Raw genomic sequence first — 19,817 nt, forward strand, 5'->3', positions numbered from 1 at the left:
GATAATGCGCTACGCCACGGGGGTCAAACCCGCTCAGGAAGTAAGTGCGTCGCCTGCACGATGATCCGGGCTTCTTCAACTCGTCTACTCGATTCACTGCCATGTCCATCCAGCTTCACCTGCGATCAACATTGCTCGGGCTGGGGATCGTGCTGACACACTTACCAGCAACGCCAGCGGACGCTGCGCAAGCAACAAAGATCCAGATCCAACAGTCAGGCAACACCCGTACGGCTGAGATGACGCTGCCCGTGTCACAAGCGCATGCCTGGACAGTGCTCACAAACTATGTCGCCACGGGAGAGGCAATGCCTGACATCAGCAAGGTGCAGCTACTGAGCCGTCAAGGCAACCTGATTCGCATGCGCCAGACCTATCAAGCGCCTTACACCTTTGGCTTGAAGATCAGCGCAACCCTGGCCGTGAAAGAAAGCCCAAAAACGGCCATCGCCTTTCACATGCTGAAAGGCGATCGCATTCGCAAGCTCAATGGCAGCTGGACGATCACGCCAACACCAACGGGAACGCGTCTGCGCCACACCATCACCCTGGTTCCAGAGCTGCCAGGCATGCTGCAACCGGTCTTCGCTGAACTGACTCGCAACAGCTTGCGTGAATCGATGCAACGCCTGAGTGGGCTGATGCAGGCCAACAACTAAACCTCAACACCCCGATCCCTGCGGAGTACCACGCGCGAAGGCCTGAACTGCACGGTGTAATCGACACCACGCCATGAAACATGGCGCCTGAACAATGCCGACAAGGTGGCCAGTCCATCCACCAATTGGCCAGGGAGAAGTCCTACGAGCCAACCCCAAACACGAAGAGGGTCCTGTGGGCGCAGCAGAACCTGGATCCAGCAGAGCAGGCACACACATCCCAGCTCATAGAAAAGCACTGCCAGCCAGGCTCCTTGAAACAGCGCGACCAGCAACAACAGCATGCTGCCAAAACCATGGAAGGCCACAAGTGGCCACGCGGAGTGATGCAGGCGAGCTGTGAGCAATTGTCGGGTGATCCAGCGGCCCAACGGCAGCATGGGCTGTGCTGGATCGGGATCCACCATCAACAGGCTTGGTTCAAAGCGGTAGCTCAATTCCAACTGCCGCAATGGACCGAGCAAACCCGTGTCTTCACACAAACCACGCCCTAAAAGCTCGCTCCAATCACCGGCCTCCACCAGCTCACGGCGAACGCAAAGGGTGCCGCCCCAGGGGATCTGCAACAAGGTCATCAGCACCACGGCACCGGCATTCCAAACGGCTCGCGTCCAGCTGCTCCAACCCAAAGCTCCAAAGCTGGGGGCAGAGGGACGAAACCAACGATTCCCAGAGATGGCACCCACTCCTGGTTGGAGGCAAGAGAGCGCACAACGTTCCAGCCCGTTGGCTGGGAAACGAATATCGGCATCCAGAAGCACAACCAATGTGCTGCTGGGGTGAAGCTGTGAAAACGCTTGGCGGAGTGCTGCGCATTTCAGCGACCCCTGGCCAGGGCGCTGAAGCAGGGTGCAGCAGCGCAACTCAGTCCAGGCCGCATCTTCACGGGCTCTCCAAGGCTCAAGCAAAGCCCAGGCTGGATCGTGATCGCTGTCCACCACCACCTGCAACAGCCAGGGAGCTGGATAGGTCTGAGCAGCCAACGCCTCCAGCAACCGCGGCAGGCAGGCATCAGCACCCCGCAAACACAACACCACTTCCAAGGGAGGCCACGCACTTTCAGAAAGAGATGCTGGATCGGACGAGACACGCAAACCCCGCATACGTTTGCTGAAGGCAAAAACAAGCAGGGCTTGCCCAAGCCAAAGGGCCAACAGCAACAACGAGGCTGGCATCAGCGAGCCAGTTGTTCCTGCTGAAGCAGCACTGAGGCCCAGGGCCCAATTAACTGATGCCAGGGGGGGCAGCGCACACCATGGGTCTCCAACACCTGAGCCGTGAAGACACAACTGGGGCGAGCCCGCTGACCCACGCAATTGCGCTCGGGATAGGTCAGCCCATCTTCACCCCAGCTCTGCTGAAGGAAGGGCAGCAAAGGCTGGAGAGGATTGCCGGAACTCCGCTCAATCTCAGCGATCCATTCCTGCATCGGCAAAACGCGCCAACCGTCCATGCCATCGGTGAGTTGCCTCAACAGAGTGGTGAGCAGGAGCGGTTGAGGATGCTGGAGATGGAAAGCACGCCCTTTGGCCTCATCACTCCAGGCCAGAGCCGACACGGCATCAGCAACGTAATCAACAGGCACCACATCCAATTCCCAGGCCAAATCAGGCGAGGCCCCTAACGCCAAACAGCCCTGCAGCAAGCGCTGCAGCAAGTCACCTTGGTGCCAGGCACTTCCACAGGATGGACCTGCAATCAACGGGGGCCGGTAGATGGAAACAGGCAGTCCGGCTGCTGAAGCGCGCCGCACCATCCGGTCCGTGACCCATTTGGTTTGGGAATAGCCGAGCTGGATGCCTCGCCAATCCTCAAGCGGATCGTCTTCCAGAATCAACTGATCACGGCAGGCATCGGCCTCAAACACCGCCACGCTGGAGATCAAGGCGAAGCGTTTTGGTGTGTCCGAAGCTGCTAGACGCAGAAGCTCGCGCGTTCCGCCCACATTGGTGGCCGCCAATTGGGCGTAGCTCGCCATCTGACTTAACTGGGCACCATTGTGGAGGATGCCGCCAATGCCCCTGCCAAGGGCAGCAAATTGATTGACATCCATGCCCAACCGAGGCTGGGAGAGATCACCAAGAACCACCTCCAAGCGCTCTTGCCAGGCGTGCTGCCAAAGCCCATAACGGCGCAGGTTCTGCTCCAACCGCTCCATCCCTTGCTGCTCGGAGGCCGCTCGCACCAAACAGCGAATCCGTAAATCCGGCGATTGGCGGAGTTGCCCCGCCAGGAGATAGGCACCGAGGAAGCCACTCGCGCCAGTGAGCAGGACGCGTTCTCCAGGAGCCTCCACGGACGGGCCCTCCGGCAATGACCAACTGTGATTCAGCTGAGCCTCTTGATCAAGATCCAATCCTTCCGGTGCCGCTGCCGAGCCATCTGGCAACAGGCGCTCGAGAGCCATGCTTGCCAGATCATCCAGGCAGGGGGCGTCGCTGAACGCAGCCAGATCAAGGCGCCAGCCCAATGCTTGCTGCACTTCGGCAGCAAACTCTGCCGCCATCAACGAATCGAGCCCTAAATCAAACAGGCTGGCTTGGGCATCGAGCTGAGCTTCCGGTTCTTCCATCACTGCAGCCAGAAGTTGTTGAAGCGTCGCCAGCAGCCAGGGCCTGCGCTGATCCGCTGCCAAGGCCTCCAATTGAGCGCGAACCTGGGCTTCTGATCGGCCCGGAACTTCATGGATCAGGGACCGGAACCAAGCCGCCTGGCGGGGCAAGGCCTGACTGACGAGCCGCGGCCAATCGGCTGCCATCACCGTCACCACTCCGCTGCGGCCTCGTTGCAGCAATGACTCCAGAGCCGACAGCGCTTCGTCTTCAGCCAGTAAGTGCAAGCCGACAGATTCAAAGCGCCGCTCCAACCCTGCAGCCATGCCTGAACCCACCCAAGGCCCCCACTGAATCGCCAGCTGAACGGGCCCCTCAGAGTCCGCATGGCGGCAGCTGGATTCAACGGCCCCATTGGCAGCGCCATAGACCAACTGGCCAGGCGAACCCAGTGCCGCGGCGATTGACGAGAACACCACCTGGAAGTCGAGGTGTTGAAAAGCTGCTGGCTGCAGCCTTTGAAGCTTATCCAGTTGCTGCTGGGGGCCCAGTTTTGCCTCAAACACGGCATCAAGACTGGAACGTTCAATCTCACCAACGCGCTGATCTTTCAGCACTCCAGCAGCATGGAAGACGCCCCGCAGCGGCATGTCCTGAGGTAACTGCACGAGTGCTTGCGGAAGGTCGTCCCAGCAGAGCGCCTCAACCTGCACACCCTGAGAACGGAGCCGGTCCAACCACTCGGCCGTTTCCGAGCCTGGTGAGGGCAAACGTCGGCCCACCAACAACAACGAGCGCGCACCCCGATCCAGCAACCAGGACTGCAGATGTTGCCCGATCCCACCAAAAGCACCCACTACCAGATAGGTGCCGTCGGTGCGTATGGCACAAGCAGGGGCTTGGCTGGGCAGGGTGATCACCAACTTGCCCACATGCTTGCCCTGCGCCATCTGCCGGAAGGCGTCTTTGCACTGCTCCACAGCAAAGGCCGAAACTGGCAAAGCGGGCAGGGTTTGGTCCTGGGCAGCCGCCACCAATTGCAGCAATCGCTGCCTCAAAGGTTGTGGGTCGCGAGCGGCCACTTCCAGCAGGTCAAAACGGAAATAGCCCACATCAGGCCGTCGTTCGCGCACCTGCTGGTCGCTCCAGATCTCGAGCTTGCCAAGCTCCACAAAGCGCCCTCCGGAAGCAAGCGCCTGGAAACTGGCATCCACCCACTCACCTTTCAGGCTGTTCAAAACCACATCAACGCCGCGGCCTTCGGTGTGCTTGAGCACCTGTTCAGCGAAATCAGTGGAGCGGGAATCGAAGACCGCCTCCACACCTTGCTCCAACAATCCAGCCTGTTTGCCCTCACTGGCGGTGGCCAGGATGCGAGCACCGCTGCGCAAGGCCACCTGCACAGCTGCCTGCCCAACGCCACCGGCAGCTGCATGAATCAACACCGTTTCTCCAGCTTGAAGCCGGGCCAGCTGCTCCAGCCCATGCTCCGCCGTGAGATAGGCCGTTGAAAGGCTCGCCCCCAGCACAGGATCCAACTCTTCCGGCCAAGGCACACAGAGCACTGCCCTGCACGTCACATGGCTTGCCAGGCTTCCCAGGGTGAGCGCGGCAAGCATTCGCTGGCCCACCAACGAGGTATCCACCCCGGGACCGACAGCAACCACCCGCCCGACGGCTTCGCCACCGAAGGGCAATTGAGCATTGGCTCTCAGCCCGAGAGATTGATTGTGACTTTGCAGAAGCCCCAAAGCGTTGAGAACATCGCGAAAGTTCAGCCCCGTGGCCTCCACCGCCAACTCCAGCTCTCCTGGCAGAAGACGCGCCAGCGGCAAGGGCGCCTTCAGCAGCCCCTCAAGTCGACCAGTTCCATCGGAGAGCATGCGAAACCGCTCTTGATCAATCGGCTGAAAACTGCGGGTTTCAATGCGATCAGGACCACACCAGCGGACCTCAGCATCACCGGCGGTGGCCGCCAAAAGCTTTTGCCACTCAGCGGATGACAGTCCTGCAGCTAGGGCAGAAAGCGAAGCTGTGATCGTGCTGCAACGCCATGCGGAACAGTCCTGGGCCAGGGAACGCACTGCCGCCTGGACAGCCTCAGCCGCAGGTGAGGCCAAAGCAGGCATCCACAACAGCACCTGGCGCGGCTGAGTGAGAGGCAGCGCCTGGAGTTGTTGCACCAGCGCTGAAGTCACCGATTGTGGATCCGCTTGTGGATCCAGTTCAAAAGGCGTGATCGCCTGCTGCTCGCTCCATTCCTTAACAGCATCTGGCAATGGCCCAATCGCAATCAGGCTGATCGGCTCAGCCGCTCTTGGGCTCCAGTCGCTAAGTGCATGAGCCGCAAGGGGTTGCCAATTCTCCTCCAGCAGTTGCGCGGCAGGTCTGGGAGGGTCCTCAGGCAGCATCAACTCCAGCAACGTTCGCGTCAGACGCCGGAACTGCAAGCCACGGATCGCACCGATCAGGTCGCCGGAGAGATCAAGAACATCCAAGTCAGCGGTCACATGGGCGCGACTTCCGTCATCTCCCTGGCTGAGATCGTCCCGGCGCAGTTGTAAGCGACAACGCAGCTGGTCAGGCAATGGCCATCGCAACATCTGCACCTGCTCCACTCCCACAGGGAGTAGCAATTGACCATCAGCGTGCGTTTGGGCAAGAACCGCAGCCACCAGTTGAAAACAACCATCGATCAGGCTGCGATCAGGCGCCGCCTCCGGACGCTGCAGCAGTGCTTCTGCCCCTGTGGCGTTCGCGTGCAAAGCAACAAGCGGCCGGTAGCAGTTGCCGTAATCCAGCCCAAGATTCTTCAGGGAGCAGTAGAAATTGGCAACATCAAAGCCAGCACCAGGGTCAAACGCCAATGCCGGGAGGGGGTGAATGGGTTGTTCAGCAGCTGTGGTTAGCCGAAGCTGGCCATGGAGCTGCCAGCGGCCGCCGTCTTCGCCCTGAAGGGAGCGGGCATGGAAGCTGAACGCATCACCGTCGCGTAAAGCCTGGAGCTGTACCGAACCGGCGTTGAGCCACAGCGGACGATCGAGATTGAGATCAGCACATTGAAGTGGCTGTTGTTGATCGTTCAACCAATCCAGGAGAAGGGCGAGATAACCCGCTGCCGCAAACAGGGGATAGCCGCACAACGCATGGTCAGGTAGGTCGCGTGCGTCAGCCGGATCCAACACGGTCTGCCAATGCTCTGCCGCTCCTGGAAGGTCCAACTTCTGCAAAGCCAGTCCAGACTGCTCAGCGGTGACAGTGCTGCCAAAGCCGACGTGATCCAACCAAAGGCTGGCTTTGTCTTGGTCGAGACCCTGATCCCGTGGCGTCCACCAGAAACGTGAACGCAGAAAGGGATGACCTGGAGGCCGCAGCTGATGCCAGGAGGCACCTTGATGCCATGCCACCCAATCCATTGGGGCTCCTTGAGCCAAAGCCTGGACAAGCTTCTGGAGCTGCTCAAAACCAACAGCACCCTCAGCAAGAGTCTGCTGTTTTAGATCTCTCAAGGCCTCTGGCAGTTCCCCAGATCCACGCGCAGCAACGACACCGGTCCACGCCGCAGGGGCTTGCCCGCGCAACTGGCGTACCAGGTCCTCAAGACTGCTCGCAATCAAGCCCACTGCATAGGGAAATTGGGTGCGTCGCAGATGAATGCTGGCGCAGAGGTCCTGCAAGCCGAGAGCAGCATGATCCTCAAGCCAATCCGCTGTTTGTGCACGAAGCAAATCAAGTGCTTCCTCGTTGCGCGCGCTCAACCAGAGCAGGTGCCATGAAGGCGCTGATAACAACGTTGACGTGGGTTGAGAAAGCTCAACAGGAGCACCGCACAAAACAGCATGAGCGTTGGTGCCACCGAATCCAAACGAGCTGACACTGACCACCAGTTCCTGCTCAGGTCTAGGGAAAGGTTGCAGGGTTGTCGCAACCTTCAGACCTAGAGCAGGCAGATCCACGCTTGGATTAGGCCGCGTGTAATGAAGGCTGGCAGGCACCATGCGCTGCCTGAGGCACAACACGGCTTTGATGAAACCCGTAATGCCTGCAGCGGTTTCCGAATGACCCACATTGGTTTTCACCGAGCCCAGCAAACAGGGTTCGGTGCTTGGCCGCTCCTGCCCCAGCACCGCTCCAAGAGCCCTGAGTTCAATGGGATCCCCTTGGCGAGTGCCGGTGCCGTGGGCTTCAACCAATTGCGCTGAAGCCGGTGACAGGCCAGAGCCTTCATAGGCGGCTTGCACACAAGCGATCTGAGCTTTTTTGCTGGGTGCCGCCAGGCCCTTACTGCGCCCATCGGAGTTCACCGCCGTGCCACGAATCACAGCTTCAATCGGATCACCATCACGCAACGCCGCCGCCAACGGCTTCAGCAGCACAGCCCCCGCCCCTTCAGAACGCACATAACCATCAGCCGCGGCATCAAAGCTGCGGCAACGCCCCTCAGGCGACAGCAAACCGGCTTTGCAGAAACTCATCTGAATGGCGGGGTGAATCAACGCCTGAGCGCCGCCTGCAAAGGCCAATTCCGATTCACCACGCCTCAAGCTCTCGCAAGCCAGATGCAACGCCACCAAGGACGAAGAACAAGCCGTGTCCACCGTGAAGCTGGGCCCTTTCAGATCAAAGGCGTAAGAAATCCTGTTAGCCGCAATGGAACCGGTGTTGCCGGTGAGAATGAAGGGTTCGTTATCAGGCGTGAGGTATTGATTTTCAGAGGCCCAAAGCAGAGCTCGGTAATCCGAGCTGGAAATGCCCATAAACACTCCCACTGAGCGTCCACGCAACTGCTCCATGGGCTGGGCACCCGCCTCCATGGCCCTCCAGCACACCTCAAGCAATAGGCGCTGCTGAGGATCCATGCATTGGGCTTCCCTGCTGCTAATGCCAAACAAGGCTGGATCGAACCGGTCGATCCCATCCACGAAGCCCGCTCGGCGCACATGCTGGTGCAACGGCGTGCGCGGATCAGGATGATGGTGAAGCTGAAGATCCCAGCGGTCTGAGGGAATCTCAGCGATCGCCTCCCGTCCTTCAGCCAGCAGTTGCCAGAACTGTTCAGGACTCTCGACCCCGCCAGGGAGTCTGCAACCCATCCCCAAAACGGCAATGGGCTCTTGCGTTGGTGAAACCGGACGGATCTGCTGATTCATGCGCCGGGCACTTGCTTTCCATTCACGCGCAGGGCCCGAACACCTTCACGGAAGCCATTCAGTGGGTGGAGCCAGCGAAGCCAAAGCTGTGCTGGTTCCTCGATATTGCCAATGCAGCAAACGAACCCACTGACTGGCAAAGACTGAAGAGCCAACGTTGTTACGACCTAGTAGATCCGACCCCATTGAAAACCAGCACGCCCCCCGCAGCCCCTGCTTTGGTCACTGCCCTTGCTCAAGGGCACTTCACATGCAACCAAAACAGTCGATGGGAAGGGCGATTTTGGCAATCTCAAACACTGAGCCGCCACAAAGGCTGATGCAGATGCTGCATCAACTTCAAAGACCTTTCGCCTGAACATTGGATCGGTTTTCACCCAAACAACACTGTTTCCAAGACAGGCCGGCGGCAATCACCCAGCCCAGAGCCCCGATGGCAATCGCCATCACACGCCCCTGCCCGGTGCCAAGACTCTCTGTTAACCAAGCTGGCCACACGGGCCATTCGAGTGCCGGGCTCAATCCGAAGTCAACCAGCAGCGGCACAACCAAAAAGGCACACAACCGGGTTGCCCATTCGCAGCCATAGCGCAGTGAAAAGTAGCGAGGCAGTGCGTCCCGGGGAGCCAGGGTCACCCAGGCTTGGTGAAGTGCTGCCATCACAACGGGCAACGCTGCACTGAACACCAAGACAGCTCCAAACCAAACCAAGTGTCGATGCGCAAAAGCTTGCAAGCCTGTACCCATCAAGATCAACGCCTGGATGATCAGGCTCAAGGGCAGAACAGTTCTCCAGTGCTGCCCCAATCTCCATCGCCAGCCAGCAAACCCGATCAAATAGCCCAAGCAGCCTGTAATCAGAACCCAACCCATCCGCTCAGGCGCATAGGCCAGCGCCACCCAAGCAGGAAACAGCACTTCCAAAGAGGCATACACAAATGCCGTGAGCGCAGTGAAAACCAGAGCTGAGCGAGCTGGACATGAACGCTGCCAGAGTGCAAGCAAACGATGCCACGTGCGAGGAGCCATGAGCTGATTCGACGCCCCAGGAGCTACCCAATCGAGCTGCTGCCTGGCCTGCGACCAGGGAGCCACCACAACACTCAGCAGGGCAAACAAGAAACTGATGCCATCGAGCAGCAAGACCCCTCCCAGGCCCTGACTGGCGACAAGCCAGCTCCCCAGGAAGGGAGCCATGGTGATCACTAAGCCGTCCACGGTGGCGAACAATCCATTGGCTCGCTGTAAACGCTGCTGATCGGAGATCAGCAGCGGAATCAGGCTGGAGAGACGCACCACCAACATGGCTTCAGCCACAGCGGCCAAGGCTTGAATCGCTAAAACCCCAAGCAACCAAGGCGGCTCATCAGCGGAAGAGCCGAGCAACACAACAGCCAACAGAGCAGTGCACACTGCTCCAGTGGCATGGCAGAGCATCATCAAACGACCTGGAGGCCATGCCGGGAAAACGCGCAAAAACAGCGGCAACGCCAGCAAACGCGCCGCCTGCACCACCATCGCCACCAAGCCAAAGTCGAGTAACTGGCCCGACTGCGCAAACAACCAAAGCCCGATTCCATAGAGACTCGTCTGAGTTCCCAGATTGGAAATCAGCTGGCCGCCCCAGAGGTAGCGAAACAGTCGACTCGATCTCTTGACCACTGGAAAGATCTTGGAAGAATTAGAGAAGCAACGAATAAGACTGAAACCACATCAGACCAGTGCCTTTGGACCATGGAAGAGAAGCTGACGAATCGCTTCTCGATCGGCGCTGAGTCGGTGACGCTGCATTCTTGCCTTGAGCTGTTGATACAGGTGCGGCTGCTCAAGCCAGCTTCGACACAGTGCAACAAGGTCTTTGGGCTGACGGATACAGCAATCGATGTCGCGAGCCTGGAAATAGCGGCGGGCCAATAATTCCTGAGGCATTGTTGTGCCAAAACCATTGAAAATCAGCACACAACCAGAGGCCAAAGCTTCAGTGGATGTTCGTGCCCCTGGCCGCGCCACCATGGCCCAGGCAGTTCTGTAAAGCGATGCCATCGCTGCTGGGCCTTGAAATGCCAACGGCTCAACCTTCAGCTGAGAATGCTGCGCCGCCCAGTCCTGCACCTGCCGAAACGCCGCCTGACGACGGCCGCAGAGGGCGACAACCCTGATCTTCCCCGCCAAGGGCAACAGGATCTCCAGCAAACGAATGTGGTTGTTGGCACCATTGGCCCCAGCTCCAAGTACCAGGAGTGGCAGCAGATCGACGTCACTCTCCGAAATGTCACGCTCCAGCTCCTCCTCAAACGCGGGGTCGAACAACGGACCCAGCGCCGGGGTCGGCAACGCGCGGTAGCCACGTCGGCGAACGTCATCGCTGACTTCCTGAGAGAGGGTCCAGAACGCTTCGGCCCGTCGCGTCAGCCAGTTGCGACTGAAGCCAAAGCCACCCTCCAATTCCGTGCAACAGGTGATGCAGCGCAGACCAGGAACAACCCGCTTCGCCAGATCGAAGTGACCGCGGTTGATATGGGGGTGCGTGGAGATCAACAGATCCGGCTGCAGACGCCGCAACAAACGAATCACGTAAAAACGGCCAGCCAGGAGAGTTCCCGGCTTGGTGACGTCTTCCCACTCAACGACTCGCCAATAGATCTGATGCATCCAGGGGCCATGGCGCTGAATCCAGTTGTAGAGAGCAACTCCTGCGCGGGTAAAAATGCTGGCATTTTCCAGCACATGCTCAACCCACACCTCACCGGTTGGATCCCAACGCTTGAGCCAGGCCTGAAGCGCATAGGCAGCCGCGTCATGGGCTGTGCCGCCGCTGGACGTAAAAATCAAAACCCTCATCCGATCAGAGTCTCATGCTTGTTGTCTCTGGCTAATGAACCACCGCCAGAGTCAAATCCAGTGCCTCATACGCGCAGTGCTCTTGATCCATGGCCAATAGATTCAGTTGGTTGAAGGGCGTGATCGATGGCACGGCTGCTGATCACGGGCGGGGCTGGATTCATAGGCAGCCACACCTGTGTCGTGCTCTTACAGGCAGGTCACAACTTGCTGGTGCTCGACAACTTCAGCAACAGCACCCCACTGGCCCTGGAACGCGTATGTGCACTCGCCCAGCTTGACTCCCAGTCCTCCCAAGTCCGCCTGCAGGTTCGACGAGGAGACATCCGCGATCAGGCCTGCCTTGACGAGCTGTTTTCCAAGGCAGCTTCAGCAGGCGAACCCATTGATGCTGTGATCCACTTCGCCGGACTGAAGGCCGTCGGTGAATCGGTGCGTGAACCGCTGCGCTACTGGGATGTGAATCTGACAGGCAGCCGATGCCTGCTGGATGCCATGAACGCCCATGACTGTCACACCCTGGTGTTCAGCAGCAGCGCCACGCTTTACGGCTACCCGGAACGCGTACCGATCCCGGAGACAGCGCCCATTCAGCCGATTAACCCCTATGGCCACTCCAAGGCTGCGGTTGAACAGCTGCTGCAAGACCTTGCCGTCAGCGCTGCCAATCAATGGCGCATTGCCTGCCTGCGTTATTTCAATCCCGTGGGAGCCCACCCCAGCGGAAAGATTGGAGAAGATCCCCTGGGCACACCCAACAACCTGTTCCCGTTTCTGAGTCAGGTGGCCGTGGGCAGGCGCGAATCTCTCCAGGTATTCGGAGGCGACTGGCCCACCAGCGACGGCACCTGCATCCGCGATTACATCCATGTGATGGATCTGGCGGAAGGCCACCGCGCTGCCCTCGACTGCCTGCTTGCTGAACCAACTCAACTGCTCACCCTCAATCTGGGTAGTGGTCAGGGAGCATCGGTGTTGGAGGTGGTGCATGCCTTTGAACGCGCCTGCGGTCGCCAAGTGCCCTACGACCTGGTGGCCAGACGCGATGGAGATGCTGCCATCACGGTTGCCGATCCCGGGTTGGCTCTGCAACGGCTCGGCTGGCGAACGCAACGCGGCCTCGACGACATCTGCCGCGACGGCTGGGCCTGGCAATCGGCCAATCCAGCTGGCTACGACGACCCCGAATGAGTGGTCTTGTACTGGCCGGTGGGGGCCACAGCCATGCTCTGGTGCTGCACCGCTGGGCCATGCAACCCAGCAAACGCCCCAGCGGGCTGATCACGCTGGTGAGCCGAACCAGCACAGCCCTGTATTCAGGCATGGTGCCTGGCCTGATCGCAGGGATCTATCAACACGACCAGGTGGCAGTGGATCTACGCGACCTGGCTGATCAAGCGGGCGTGGCACTGGTCGTGGCCGAGATCACCGGTCTGGAGCTTCAGAACCAACTGCTGAGGGTGGATCAGCGGCCAGCACTGCCTTACGTGCGCCTCAGCCTCAACCTGGGCGCGGTGACTTCAGCGAACCCAGTGCCGACTTCCGGACTGGTGCCAATCAAACCGCTGGAGCCAGCGCTGGACTTTCTCGGGGAGCAGGACCGACAGATGGACGAACCGGCTGTTGCGACCTCCCCTTTTCAGGTGGTGGGCAGCGGCCTGGCTGCAGTGGAGACGGTCTTGGCACTCAGAAAACGCTGGCCCAGGCGACCTCTGGTGCTGCAGATCCGGCCCAGGCATCTACAACCAGTCTTGATCCGAGCCCTACGGGAAGGCTCCATCCAGATCCTTGAAACAAGCGAACTGGATCCAACAGGCGAGTTCATGACTACTCCAGGACTGATTTGCACCGGCAGCCGTGCACCCCATTGGCTGGCCGAAAGCGGACTGCCCTGCTACCCAAGCAGCGGCCGGATCCGCACCGAGGCAAGCCTTCAGGTGATCGGACAGCCCAAACTCTTTGCCGCAGGCGACTGCGCTGTGATCGATGCGCAGCCCCGCGCCCCATCGGGAGTCTGGGCTGTGCGGGCCGCCGCACCTTTGGCCCACAACCTGGAAGCCGCTTGCGAAGGACGACCTTTACAACGCTGGCGTCCCCAACGCCAGGCCCTGCAACTGCTGGGCGGGTTCAACAAGGGGCACCCCACAGCCTGGGCACTACGAGGATCACGCCTGATCGGCCCTCACCCCCTGCTGTGGCATCTCAAAGCGGCCATTGATGCGCGCTTCATGGCGATGTTTCGGCGCAGCAGATCCATGGACAGCGCCGAAACAATGGCATGTAGGGGCTGTGCCGCCAAGCTTGCCGCTGGGCCCCTGGAAAGTGCTCTGCAGCAGGCCGGCATGGCAACGCTGGGGACACAACCCGAAGATGCCGCAATACTGCCGATGAACACCGCCGCGGGCTCCACGCCTGTGCTGCAAAGCGTGGATGGCTTTCCAGCCCTGGTCAGTGACCCCTGGCTGAATGGACGTCTTACGACCTTGCATGCATGCTCGGATCTCTGGGCCTGCGGTGCCCGCGTGCTGGCTGCCCAGGCGGTGGTAACCCTGCCTCAGGCCACTGAATCCACCCAAGAGACCCTGCTGGCCCAGACGTTGGCGGGCATCCGCTCCGCCCTTGATCCCCAGGGCGCCCAGCTGATCGGTGGTCACACGCTGGAGGCCCGCGATGGCCTTGCCCAGCCGCCGCCCAGCCGGGCTGTTCAGGTCACGCTGAGCGTCAGCGGCCAAGCCCTTGAACCGTTCTGGCCCAAGGCAGGACTTCAGGCCGGAGACCGACTGCTGCTCAGTCGTCCGCTGGGGACAGGAGTGCTGTTCGCCGCGGCCATGGCCGGTGCTACTCCAGCTCCTGCTCTGGATTTAGCCCTCGCACAAATGGGCACGAGCCAGCACGTCTTGCTGGAAGGCCTTCTGGATCTGCAAAGCGAGCATCCAAATGGCATTCATGCGGCGACCGACATCACCGGCTTTGGGCTGCTGGGGCATCTGGGCGAAATGCTGCGCAATCCGGCCCTCAAAGTGGTGCTCAACGGCGCCCATATCCCTGCGCTCGCTGGATCCATCTCCCTACTGGCCAAAGGCTTCGCAAGCAGCCTGGCTCCCGCCAACCGACGAGCCTGGAGCTTGCTCGACAACGGCGGGGTGGATCTGCAACTGACCGGACTGGAACCCGGCAGCAAGAGGCATCAAGCCCTGCTTGAGCTGCTGGTGGATCCACAGACCTGCGGACCGCTTTTGATCAGCGTTCAGGCCGATATCGCTCAGGTGCTGACCACTCGACTCCAAAGCCCCTGGACGGAAATCGGCAGCGTGCAAACACGCTGATCCAGAACGAGTTCATTGATCAAGGGCTTCAATCGGGGCCAGGCGGGGATCGAGGATCTTGGGCCCCATCCCGGCAAATTTCACAGCGATCGAGACCTTCTCGCCACTGCCGAAGGTGTGGGTGACTTCGCCTTCCCCGAAGCTGCTATGCATCACCCGGTCGCCCACACTCCAGCTCTTTCCAGGTGCAGGGCCCGCCTGACGGCGACGTACGGCGTTGGCGGGCGCACTGCTGCCATTGGGCTTATCGCGATCCACGCGGGTGAGCCGATCAAGGCGCTGTTCCCGGCGGATGGCTGCTCCTCCCGAACGAGGAATCTCACCCTGCACCAGTCCTTCCGGCAGTTCGGAGAGAAAAACACTCGGCACTGCCGGTTCGCGCATGCCACCCCAGAGACGGCGCTCACTGGCATGGGAGAGGAACAGACGCTCCTTGGCCCGGGTGATTCCCACGTAACAAAGGCGTCGCTCCTCCTCCAAAGACGCTGGATCGTCCAACGATCGATAGCTGGGAAACAAACCCTGTTCCATGCCCACCAGGCAAACCACTGGAAACTCCAGCCCCTTGCTGCTGTGCAGGGTCATCAAGGTCACCCGATCAGCTGCCGTGTCCTTGCTGTCGGCATCACTGGCCAGAGCAGCCGAGGCCAGGAAGCCCTCGAGATCGCCTTCATCGTTCTCTTCCTGATACTGCAAACCCGCATTGACCAGTTCCTGCAGGTTGCGACGACGCTCCTCCGCTTCATCGGTGCCCTCAGTGATCAGCTCGCTCACGTAGCCGCTCTGCTCCATCACCTGCTGAATCAGTTCCGAAGGCGGCGTGTTGTGAATGCGCTCGCGCAGACCATTGATCAACTCACAGAACTGCAACAGCCCTCTGGCCGATCGACCTCCCAAGGAGCGCACCGCTTCGGGATCACTCACCACATCCCAGAGCGGAATGCCCAGTTGGTTGGCGGCATCCGTGAGCCGCTGGATGGTGGTTTTACCGATGCCCCGCTTGGGCACGTTGATCACCCGCAACAGGCTGACGGTGTCTGCCGGGTTGATCATCAGGCGCAAATAGCCGAGCACATCCTTGATCTCGCGCCGGTCATAGAAACGCAGACCACCCACCACCACGTAGGGGATCCGCCAACGCACCAGTGATTCCTCAAGGGCCCGCGACTGGGCGTTGGTGCGATACAGACAGGCCATATCCCCCCAGCTCAGCTCGGGGTTGGCGGCTTCCATCATGCGCAGCCGATGCACCACCGCTTCAGCCTCGGCAATCTCGTCATCGCAGCGGGTGAGTGAAATCAGCTCGCCTTCACCGCGCGTGGGACGCAGCACCTTGTCGATGCGTTCGCTGTTGTTGGCAATCAGGGCATTGGCCGCCTCCAGAATCGTGGCGGTGGAGCGATAGTTCTCCTCCAGCTTCACCATCGTGCGGGTGGCGTCGTCCGGCGCCTGGTCGCCGAAGTCATCCTGAAAGCCCATCAGAATTGTGAAATCGGCAGCCCGGAAGCTATAAATGCTCTGATCGGCATCGCCCACCACAAACACCGAACGCCCCGACCAGTTGTCGTAACCCTGGGGATCCTTGCCATCGGTGACCAGCAGCTTGATCAGGTCGTACTGGGTACGATTGGTGTCCTGGTATTCATCCACCAGCACGTGAGCGAAGCGGCGATGCCAGTAGCTGCGCACCTGCTCGTTCTGCTGCAGCAGTTGCACGGGAAGCAGCAGCAGATCATCGAAGTCGAGTGCGTTATTGGCCGCCAGGGCCTTGCGATAGCGGCGGTAAACATCCGCTGCGAGCTTGCCGCGCTGCCCTTCGGCATTGGACTCCATCTGATCGGGAAGCCAGCCCTGGTTTTTGGCATTGCTGATCGCCCAGCGCACCTTCTTGGGCTCAAAACGCTTGGGATCGAGCTGCAGCTCCTGGGTCACAATCTCCTTGACAAGGCTCTGCGCATCGGCCTCGTCGTAGATCGAAAACTGCTTCGTCCAGGTGAGCCCCTCCTTGTCTTTGAACTTGTCAATGTCGTAGCGCAGCATGCGCGCAAACAACGCATGAAAGGTGCCGATCCACAGCTCCTTGGTGACCTCGCGATAGATCCGCGATCGCAGCTGTCGCTGCTCAACAGGAGGCAACGTGCTCCAGGGTTGCCCGAATTGACTCTGCGCCAGTCGTTGAGCAAGGAGCAACTCCAAACGCTCCTTCATCTCCCGGGCTGCCTTGTTGGTGAAGGTCACCGCAAGGATCTGAGACGGATCCGCTCCGTGTTCACCGATCAGATGGGCGATGCGATGGGTGAGGGCGCGGGTCTTACCACTGCCCGCACCGGCCACGACCAGCAACGGACCCTCATGGTGATCCACCGCCAGGCGCTGGGCGTCATTGAGGCCGGCAAGAAAACTCATGAGCCGATGGTACGGAAGTTCTCCTGTTTCGACGCCCTTGGAGATACCCAGGCAATGGCCAGCAAGTATCCGCTGATCACCTGCTGCAGCGATGTTTTGAGCAGTGTGGACTCCACCAATGAGGAGGCCAGAATGAACAAAGCACAGGCCAAGCCTGTCCTGCAGAGCGATCCGGCGTCACCTGCGAGACCCGAAAACAGACGCTGAAACACCAAACTCACTGCAACGAGCATCAAGCTCAGCGTCATCAGACCCTGATCGGCCAACGCATGCAGAAACACGTTGTGCGCATGGGGAATGCCGCTGGTGCGACCGGGAAGAAACACTTTGCCTGCGCAGTGATGGGAGACCCGGTCATAACCCTGGCCCACCAAGAATTCGGGCAATGAACGCAGCGATCGGCTGACAAAACACTGAGCCACTTGAGAGCGCCCAATATCGCTTGGCTCTTGAGCGACCATGGGACTTCCAGGCCAATAAAGGGTCAGGTTGAACACCAAAGCAAGGATTAATACCGTTACGGCCAGTGACGTGGCTCGCCTCGCCACCCAATATCGATTCCACCAGCACAGCTCAGTGACGATCAGCGCTGCGATGGGAAACAGAAATGCCGCACGGGATGCCGCCCCCAGGGCCAAAACGAAACTCAGTACCCCGACCACTGCGGCCACCCGACGCAGCCAGGGCAGCACTTCGGCTCGATAAAGCCCATAGCCAACTAAAGCGAACAGACCGTAGAGATATCCAGAGCGATTGATGGTGATCTTCTGGATGCGGACCGCCTCCTGTGGCAAAGCATCACGCAAAACCGACCAGGGGATCGCTTCGAGATTGCTGTTGAACCGATCGAATTCCACAAAGGGCAGCGAGACGATCACCGTGGCCAGCACCAACCAAAGTCCGCCCCTCCATTGAGCTTTTGACTGCTGCAGACCAGCCGCGAAGGCCAGCAACACCAGGATGAGATCAGTGGGAGCAGACCCGCTGATGGGATGAATCACGGCACTAAGGCTCACAACGAGGACGCCGATCAACACGCCATACACCGGTTCTGCAGGCAACCAGCGCAGAAATTTGAATCCACACCAGATGGCCAGGATCAAAACCATCCCGGCTGGATTTCCGCTGCGCTCCCACAACAGACCAGAGAGCGAAAGGGGAAGCAGCAGATCAACCCAGGGAGATGCCAGACGATGAGTCAATCCTGCCAAGACAGACGAGTCATGAGAGTCCTCAGATTGCCAGAACCGAAATGGGGAGAGCCCTTTCGTGGTTGAGAATGCCTCAAGTTTTCCGGTTTGAGCGTGTCGGCACTCACCCGCTGCCTGCAGGAAGAAGCGGCTGCAATCGCAGCGGCAGCAGAGCGTCTGAGTGCTGTTCAGGTTGAGGGAGCTCTAAAACTGCTTGAGCGTTGTGCCGATCAAAAGGCAAAGCTCGTGATCACCGGTGTTGGCAAGAGCGGAATCGTGGCAAGGAAAATCGCCGCGACTTTCTCATCGATCGGGCTCATGGCCCTCTACCTCAATCCACTGGATGCCCTCCATGGCGACCTGGGCGTTGTGGCTCCTGAGGATGTCTGTTTACTGCTTTCGAATAGTGGCGAAACCTCTGAGCTGCTAGAACTGATGCCACATCTGAAGCGACGCGGCACCGCACGCATTGCCCTGGTGGGTAGTGCTGATTCCTCTCTGGCCCACCGCAGCGATGTGGTGCTGGAGGCATCGGTGGATCGTGAGGTGTGCCCTCTGAACCTGGCTCCTACCGCCAGTACGGCGGTTGCCATGGCCATCGGGGATGCCCTGGCAGCCGTCTGGATGCAAAGGCGAGGAATCTCAACTGCCGATTTCGCCATCAATCATCCAGCCGGATCCCTCGGCAAGCAGCTCACCATGACCGTGGCCGATCTGATGGTGCCGGTGTCGAACCTGGAACCCATCGCTCCTGAAACACCTCTACCCGAAGTGATCAGCCGACTGACCCAGGGAGCCATGGGCAGCAGCTGGGTCGAAGATCCGAAAACTCCCAGACGCCTTTTGGGCCTGATCACCGATGGCGACCTGCGCCGCGCTCTGCGCGATCACGGCCCTGAACGGTGGCCAAGTCTCAACGCACGTGATCTGATGACATCCGACCCAATCACAGTCTCCACCGAATTGCTGGCGGTTGATGCCATCAAACGTATGGAGCACAACAGGCGTAAACCAATCTCGGTGCTGCCAGTGGTGGATCAGCACGACTTGTTGCTTGGCCTGCTACGTCTGCATGACCTGGTGCAGGCGGGGCTGGCCTGAACGGAGACCATCCAGTGCAACGACTGCTGCGCGAATGGAACTGGTACAGGCAACGCAGACCCCTCGCCGCACTTGAAATGCTGGTGATGGATGTGGATGGCGTGCTCACCGATGGTGGGCTCTGGATCGATGCACACGGAGAACTGCAGAAACGGTTCGACGTACGCGACGGGCTCGGCCTGCGTCTGTTGCAGCAACAGGGCCTGCAGCTGGCTTTCCTCAGCGGCGGTAGGGGCGGGGCCACCGAGGCACGCGCTCGCCAGCTGAAGATCCAGCACTGCCTGGTGGGCATCAAGGACAAACCACCCGCGCTGAAGCAGCTGCAGCAGCAACTGGGGGTCAGCAAAGAGCGCACCGCGTTCCTCGGCGACGATCTCAATGACCTTGCGGTGCGCAGCTCTGTTGGCCTGCTGATCGCACCCTGCGACGCCTGTCGTCCTCTACGTCGTAAGGCCGATGCAGTGCTTCATCATGGTGGTGGCCGTGGAGCCGTGCGCGAGCTGGCGGAAAGAATCCTTCAGGCCCGTGGAAACTGGAACTCTCTGCGCAAGAACGGTTGGCGGGATCGCAACGACTAAACCCCGACAACCGC

General features: G+C 59.9%; 11 protein-coding genes. 5 read left to right on the forward strand and 6 right to left on the reverse strand.

Translation table 11 applies throughout. The annotated features are described in order from the left end of the window. The first annotated feature begins 101 nt into the window (after positions 1–101). Complete coding sequence (locus tag SIB58_RS13495; RefSeq protein WP_067326820.1) at positions 102–659, forward strand: SRPBCC family protein; 558 nt, start codon at positions 102–104, stop codon at positions 657–659. Here the strand turns inward: SIB58_RS13495 and SIB58_RS13500 are convergent. The 4 genes from SIB58_RS13500 to SIB58_RS13515 all read right to left on the reverse strand — a co-directional run bounded on the left by SIB58_RS13500 (position 656) and on the right by SIB58_RS13515 (position 11,193). Then, positions 656–1,834 carry a glycosyltransferase gene (locus tag SIB58_RS13500; RefSeq protein WP_067326823.1) on the reverse strand — a complete coding sequence of 393 codons (1,179 nt, stop codon included), beginning with the start codon at positions 1,832–1,834 and terminating at the stop codon, positions 656–658. The genes SIB58_RS13495 and SIB58_RS13500 overlap by 4 nt on opposite strands. Next, positions 1,834–8,361, reverse strand: coding sequence for a thioester reductase domain-containing protein (locus SIB58_RS13505; RefSeq protein WP_067326826.1), 6,528 nt, complete (start codon positions 8,359–8,361; stop codon positions 1,834–1,836). Before SIB58_RS13505 ends, SIB58_RS13500 begins: the two co-directional genes overlap by 1 nt. Positions 8,362–8,700: 339 nt before the next feature. Beyond that, positions 8,701–10,023 carry a hypothetical protein gene (locus SIB58_RS13510; RefSeq protein ID WP_067326828.1) on the reverse strand — a complete coding sequence of 441 codons (1,323 nt, stop codon included), beginning with the start codon at positions 10,021–10,023 and terminating at the stop codon, positions 8,701–8,703. Positions 10,024–10,074: 51 nt separating this feature from the next. Further along, positions 10,075–11,193 carry an MGDG synthase family glycosyltransferase gene (locus SIB58_RS13515; RefSeq protein ID WP_197461503.1) on the reverse strand — a complete coding sequence of 373 codons (1,119 nt, stop codon included), beginning with the start codon at positions 11,191–11,193 and terminating at the stop codon, positions 10,075–10,077. 135 nt (positions 11,194–11,328) lie between these two features. Here SIB58_RS13515 and galE point away from each other — a divergent pair, with 135 nt between their 5' ends. Further along, entirely contained in the window at positions 11,329–12,393 is a 1,065-nt protein-coding gene (galE, locus tag SIB58_RS13520; protein WP_066904895.1) for a UDP-glucose 4-epimerase GalE, read from the forward strand. Then, positions 12,390–14,528, forward strand: a complete 2,139-nt coding sequence (gene selD / locus SIB58_RS13525; RefSeq protein WP_067326830.1) for a selenide, water dikinase SelD — start codon at positions 12,390–12,392, stop codon at positions 14,526–14,528. Before galE ends, selD begins: the two co-directional genes overlap by 4 nt. A 12-nt stretch (positions 14,529–14,540) precedes the next feature. Here the strand turns inward: selD and SIB58_RS13530 are convergent, their stop codons facing one another. Together SIB58_RS13530 and SIB58_RS13535 are read right to left on the reverse strand one after the other, a co-directional pair. Further along, positions 14,541–16,934: a UvrD-helicase domain-containing protein gene (locus SIB58_RS13530; protein ID WP_066904900.1), complete on the reverse strand. Its 2,394-nt coding sequence runs from the start codon at positions 16,932–16,934 to the stop codon at positions 14,541–14,543. Beyond that, entirely contained in the window at positions 16,931–18,136 is a 1,206-nt protein-coding gene (locus SIB58_RS13535; protein WP_231884192.1) for an O-antigen ligase family protein, read from the reverse strand. The genes SIB58_RS13530 and SIB58_RS13535 overlap by 4 nt, the downstream gene beginning before the upstream one ends. A gap of 102 nt (positions 18,137–18,238) precedes the next feature. Here SIB58_RS13535 and SIB58_RS13540 point away from each other — a divergent pair, with 102 nt between their 5' ends. Together SIB58_RS13540 and SIB58_RS13545 are read left to right on the forward strand one after the other, a co-directional pair. Next, positions 18,239–19,225 carry a KpsF/GutQ family sugar-phosphate isomerase gene (locus SIB58_RS13540; RefSeq protein ID WP_066905081.1) on the forward strand — a complete coding sequence of 329 codons (987 nt, stop codon included), beginning with the start codon at positions 18,239–18,241 and terminating at the stop codon, positions 19,223–19,225. A gap of 14 nt (positions 19,226–19,239) precedes the next feature. Further along, entirely contained in the window at positions 19,240–19,803 is a 564-nt protein-coding gene (locus SIB58_RS13545; protein ID WP_082823400.1) for a KdsC family phosphatase, read from the forward strand. The last annotated feature ends 14 nt before the right edge of the window (positions 19,804–19,817 follow it).

Origin of the sequence: Synechococcus sp. MIT S9504, from assembly GCF_047497135.1 — a bacterium.
GTDB lineage: Bacteria > Cyanobacteriota > Cyanobacteriia > PCC-6307 > Cyanobiaceae > Synechococcus_C.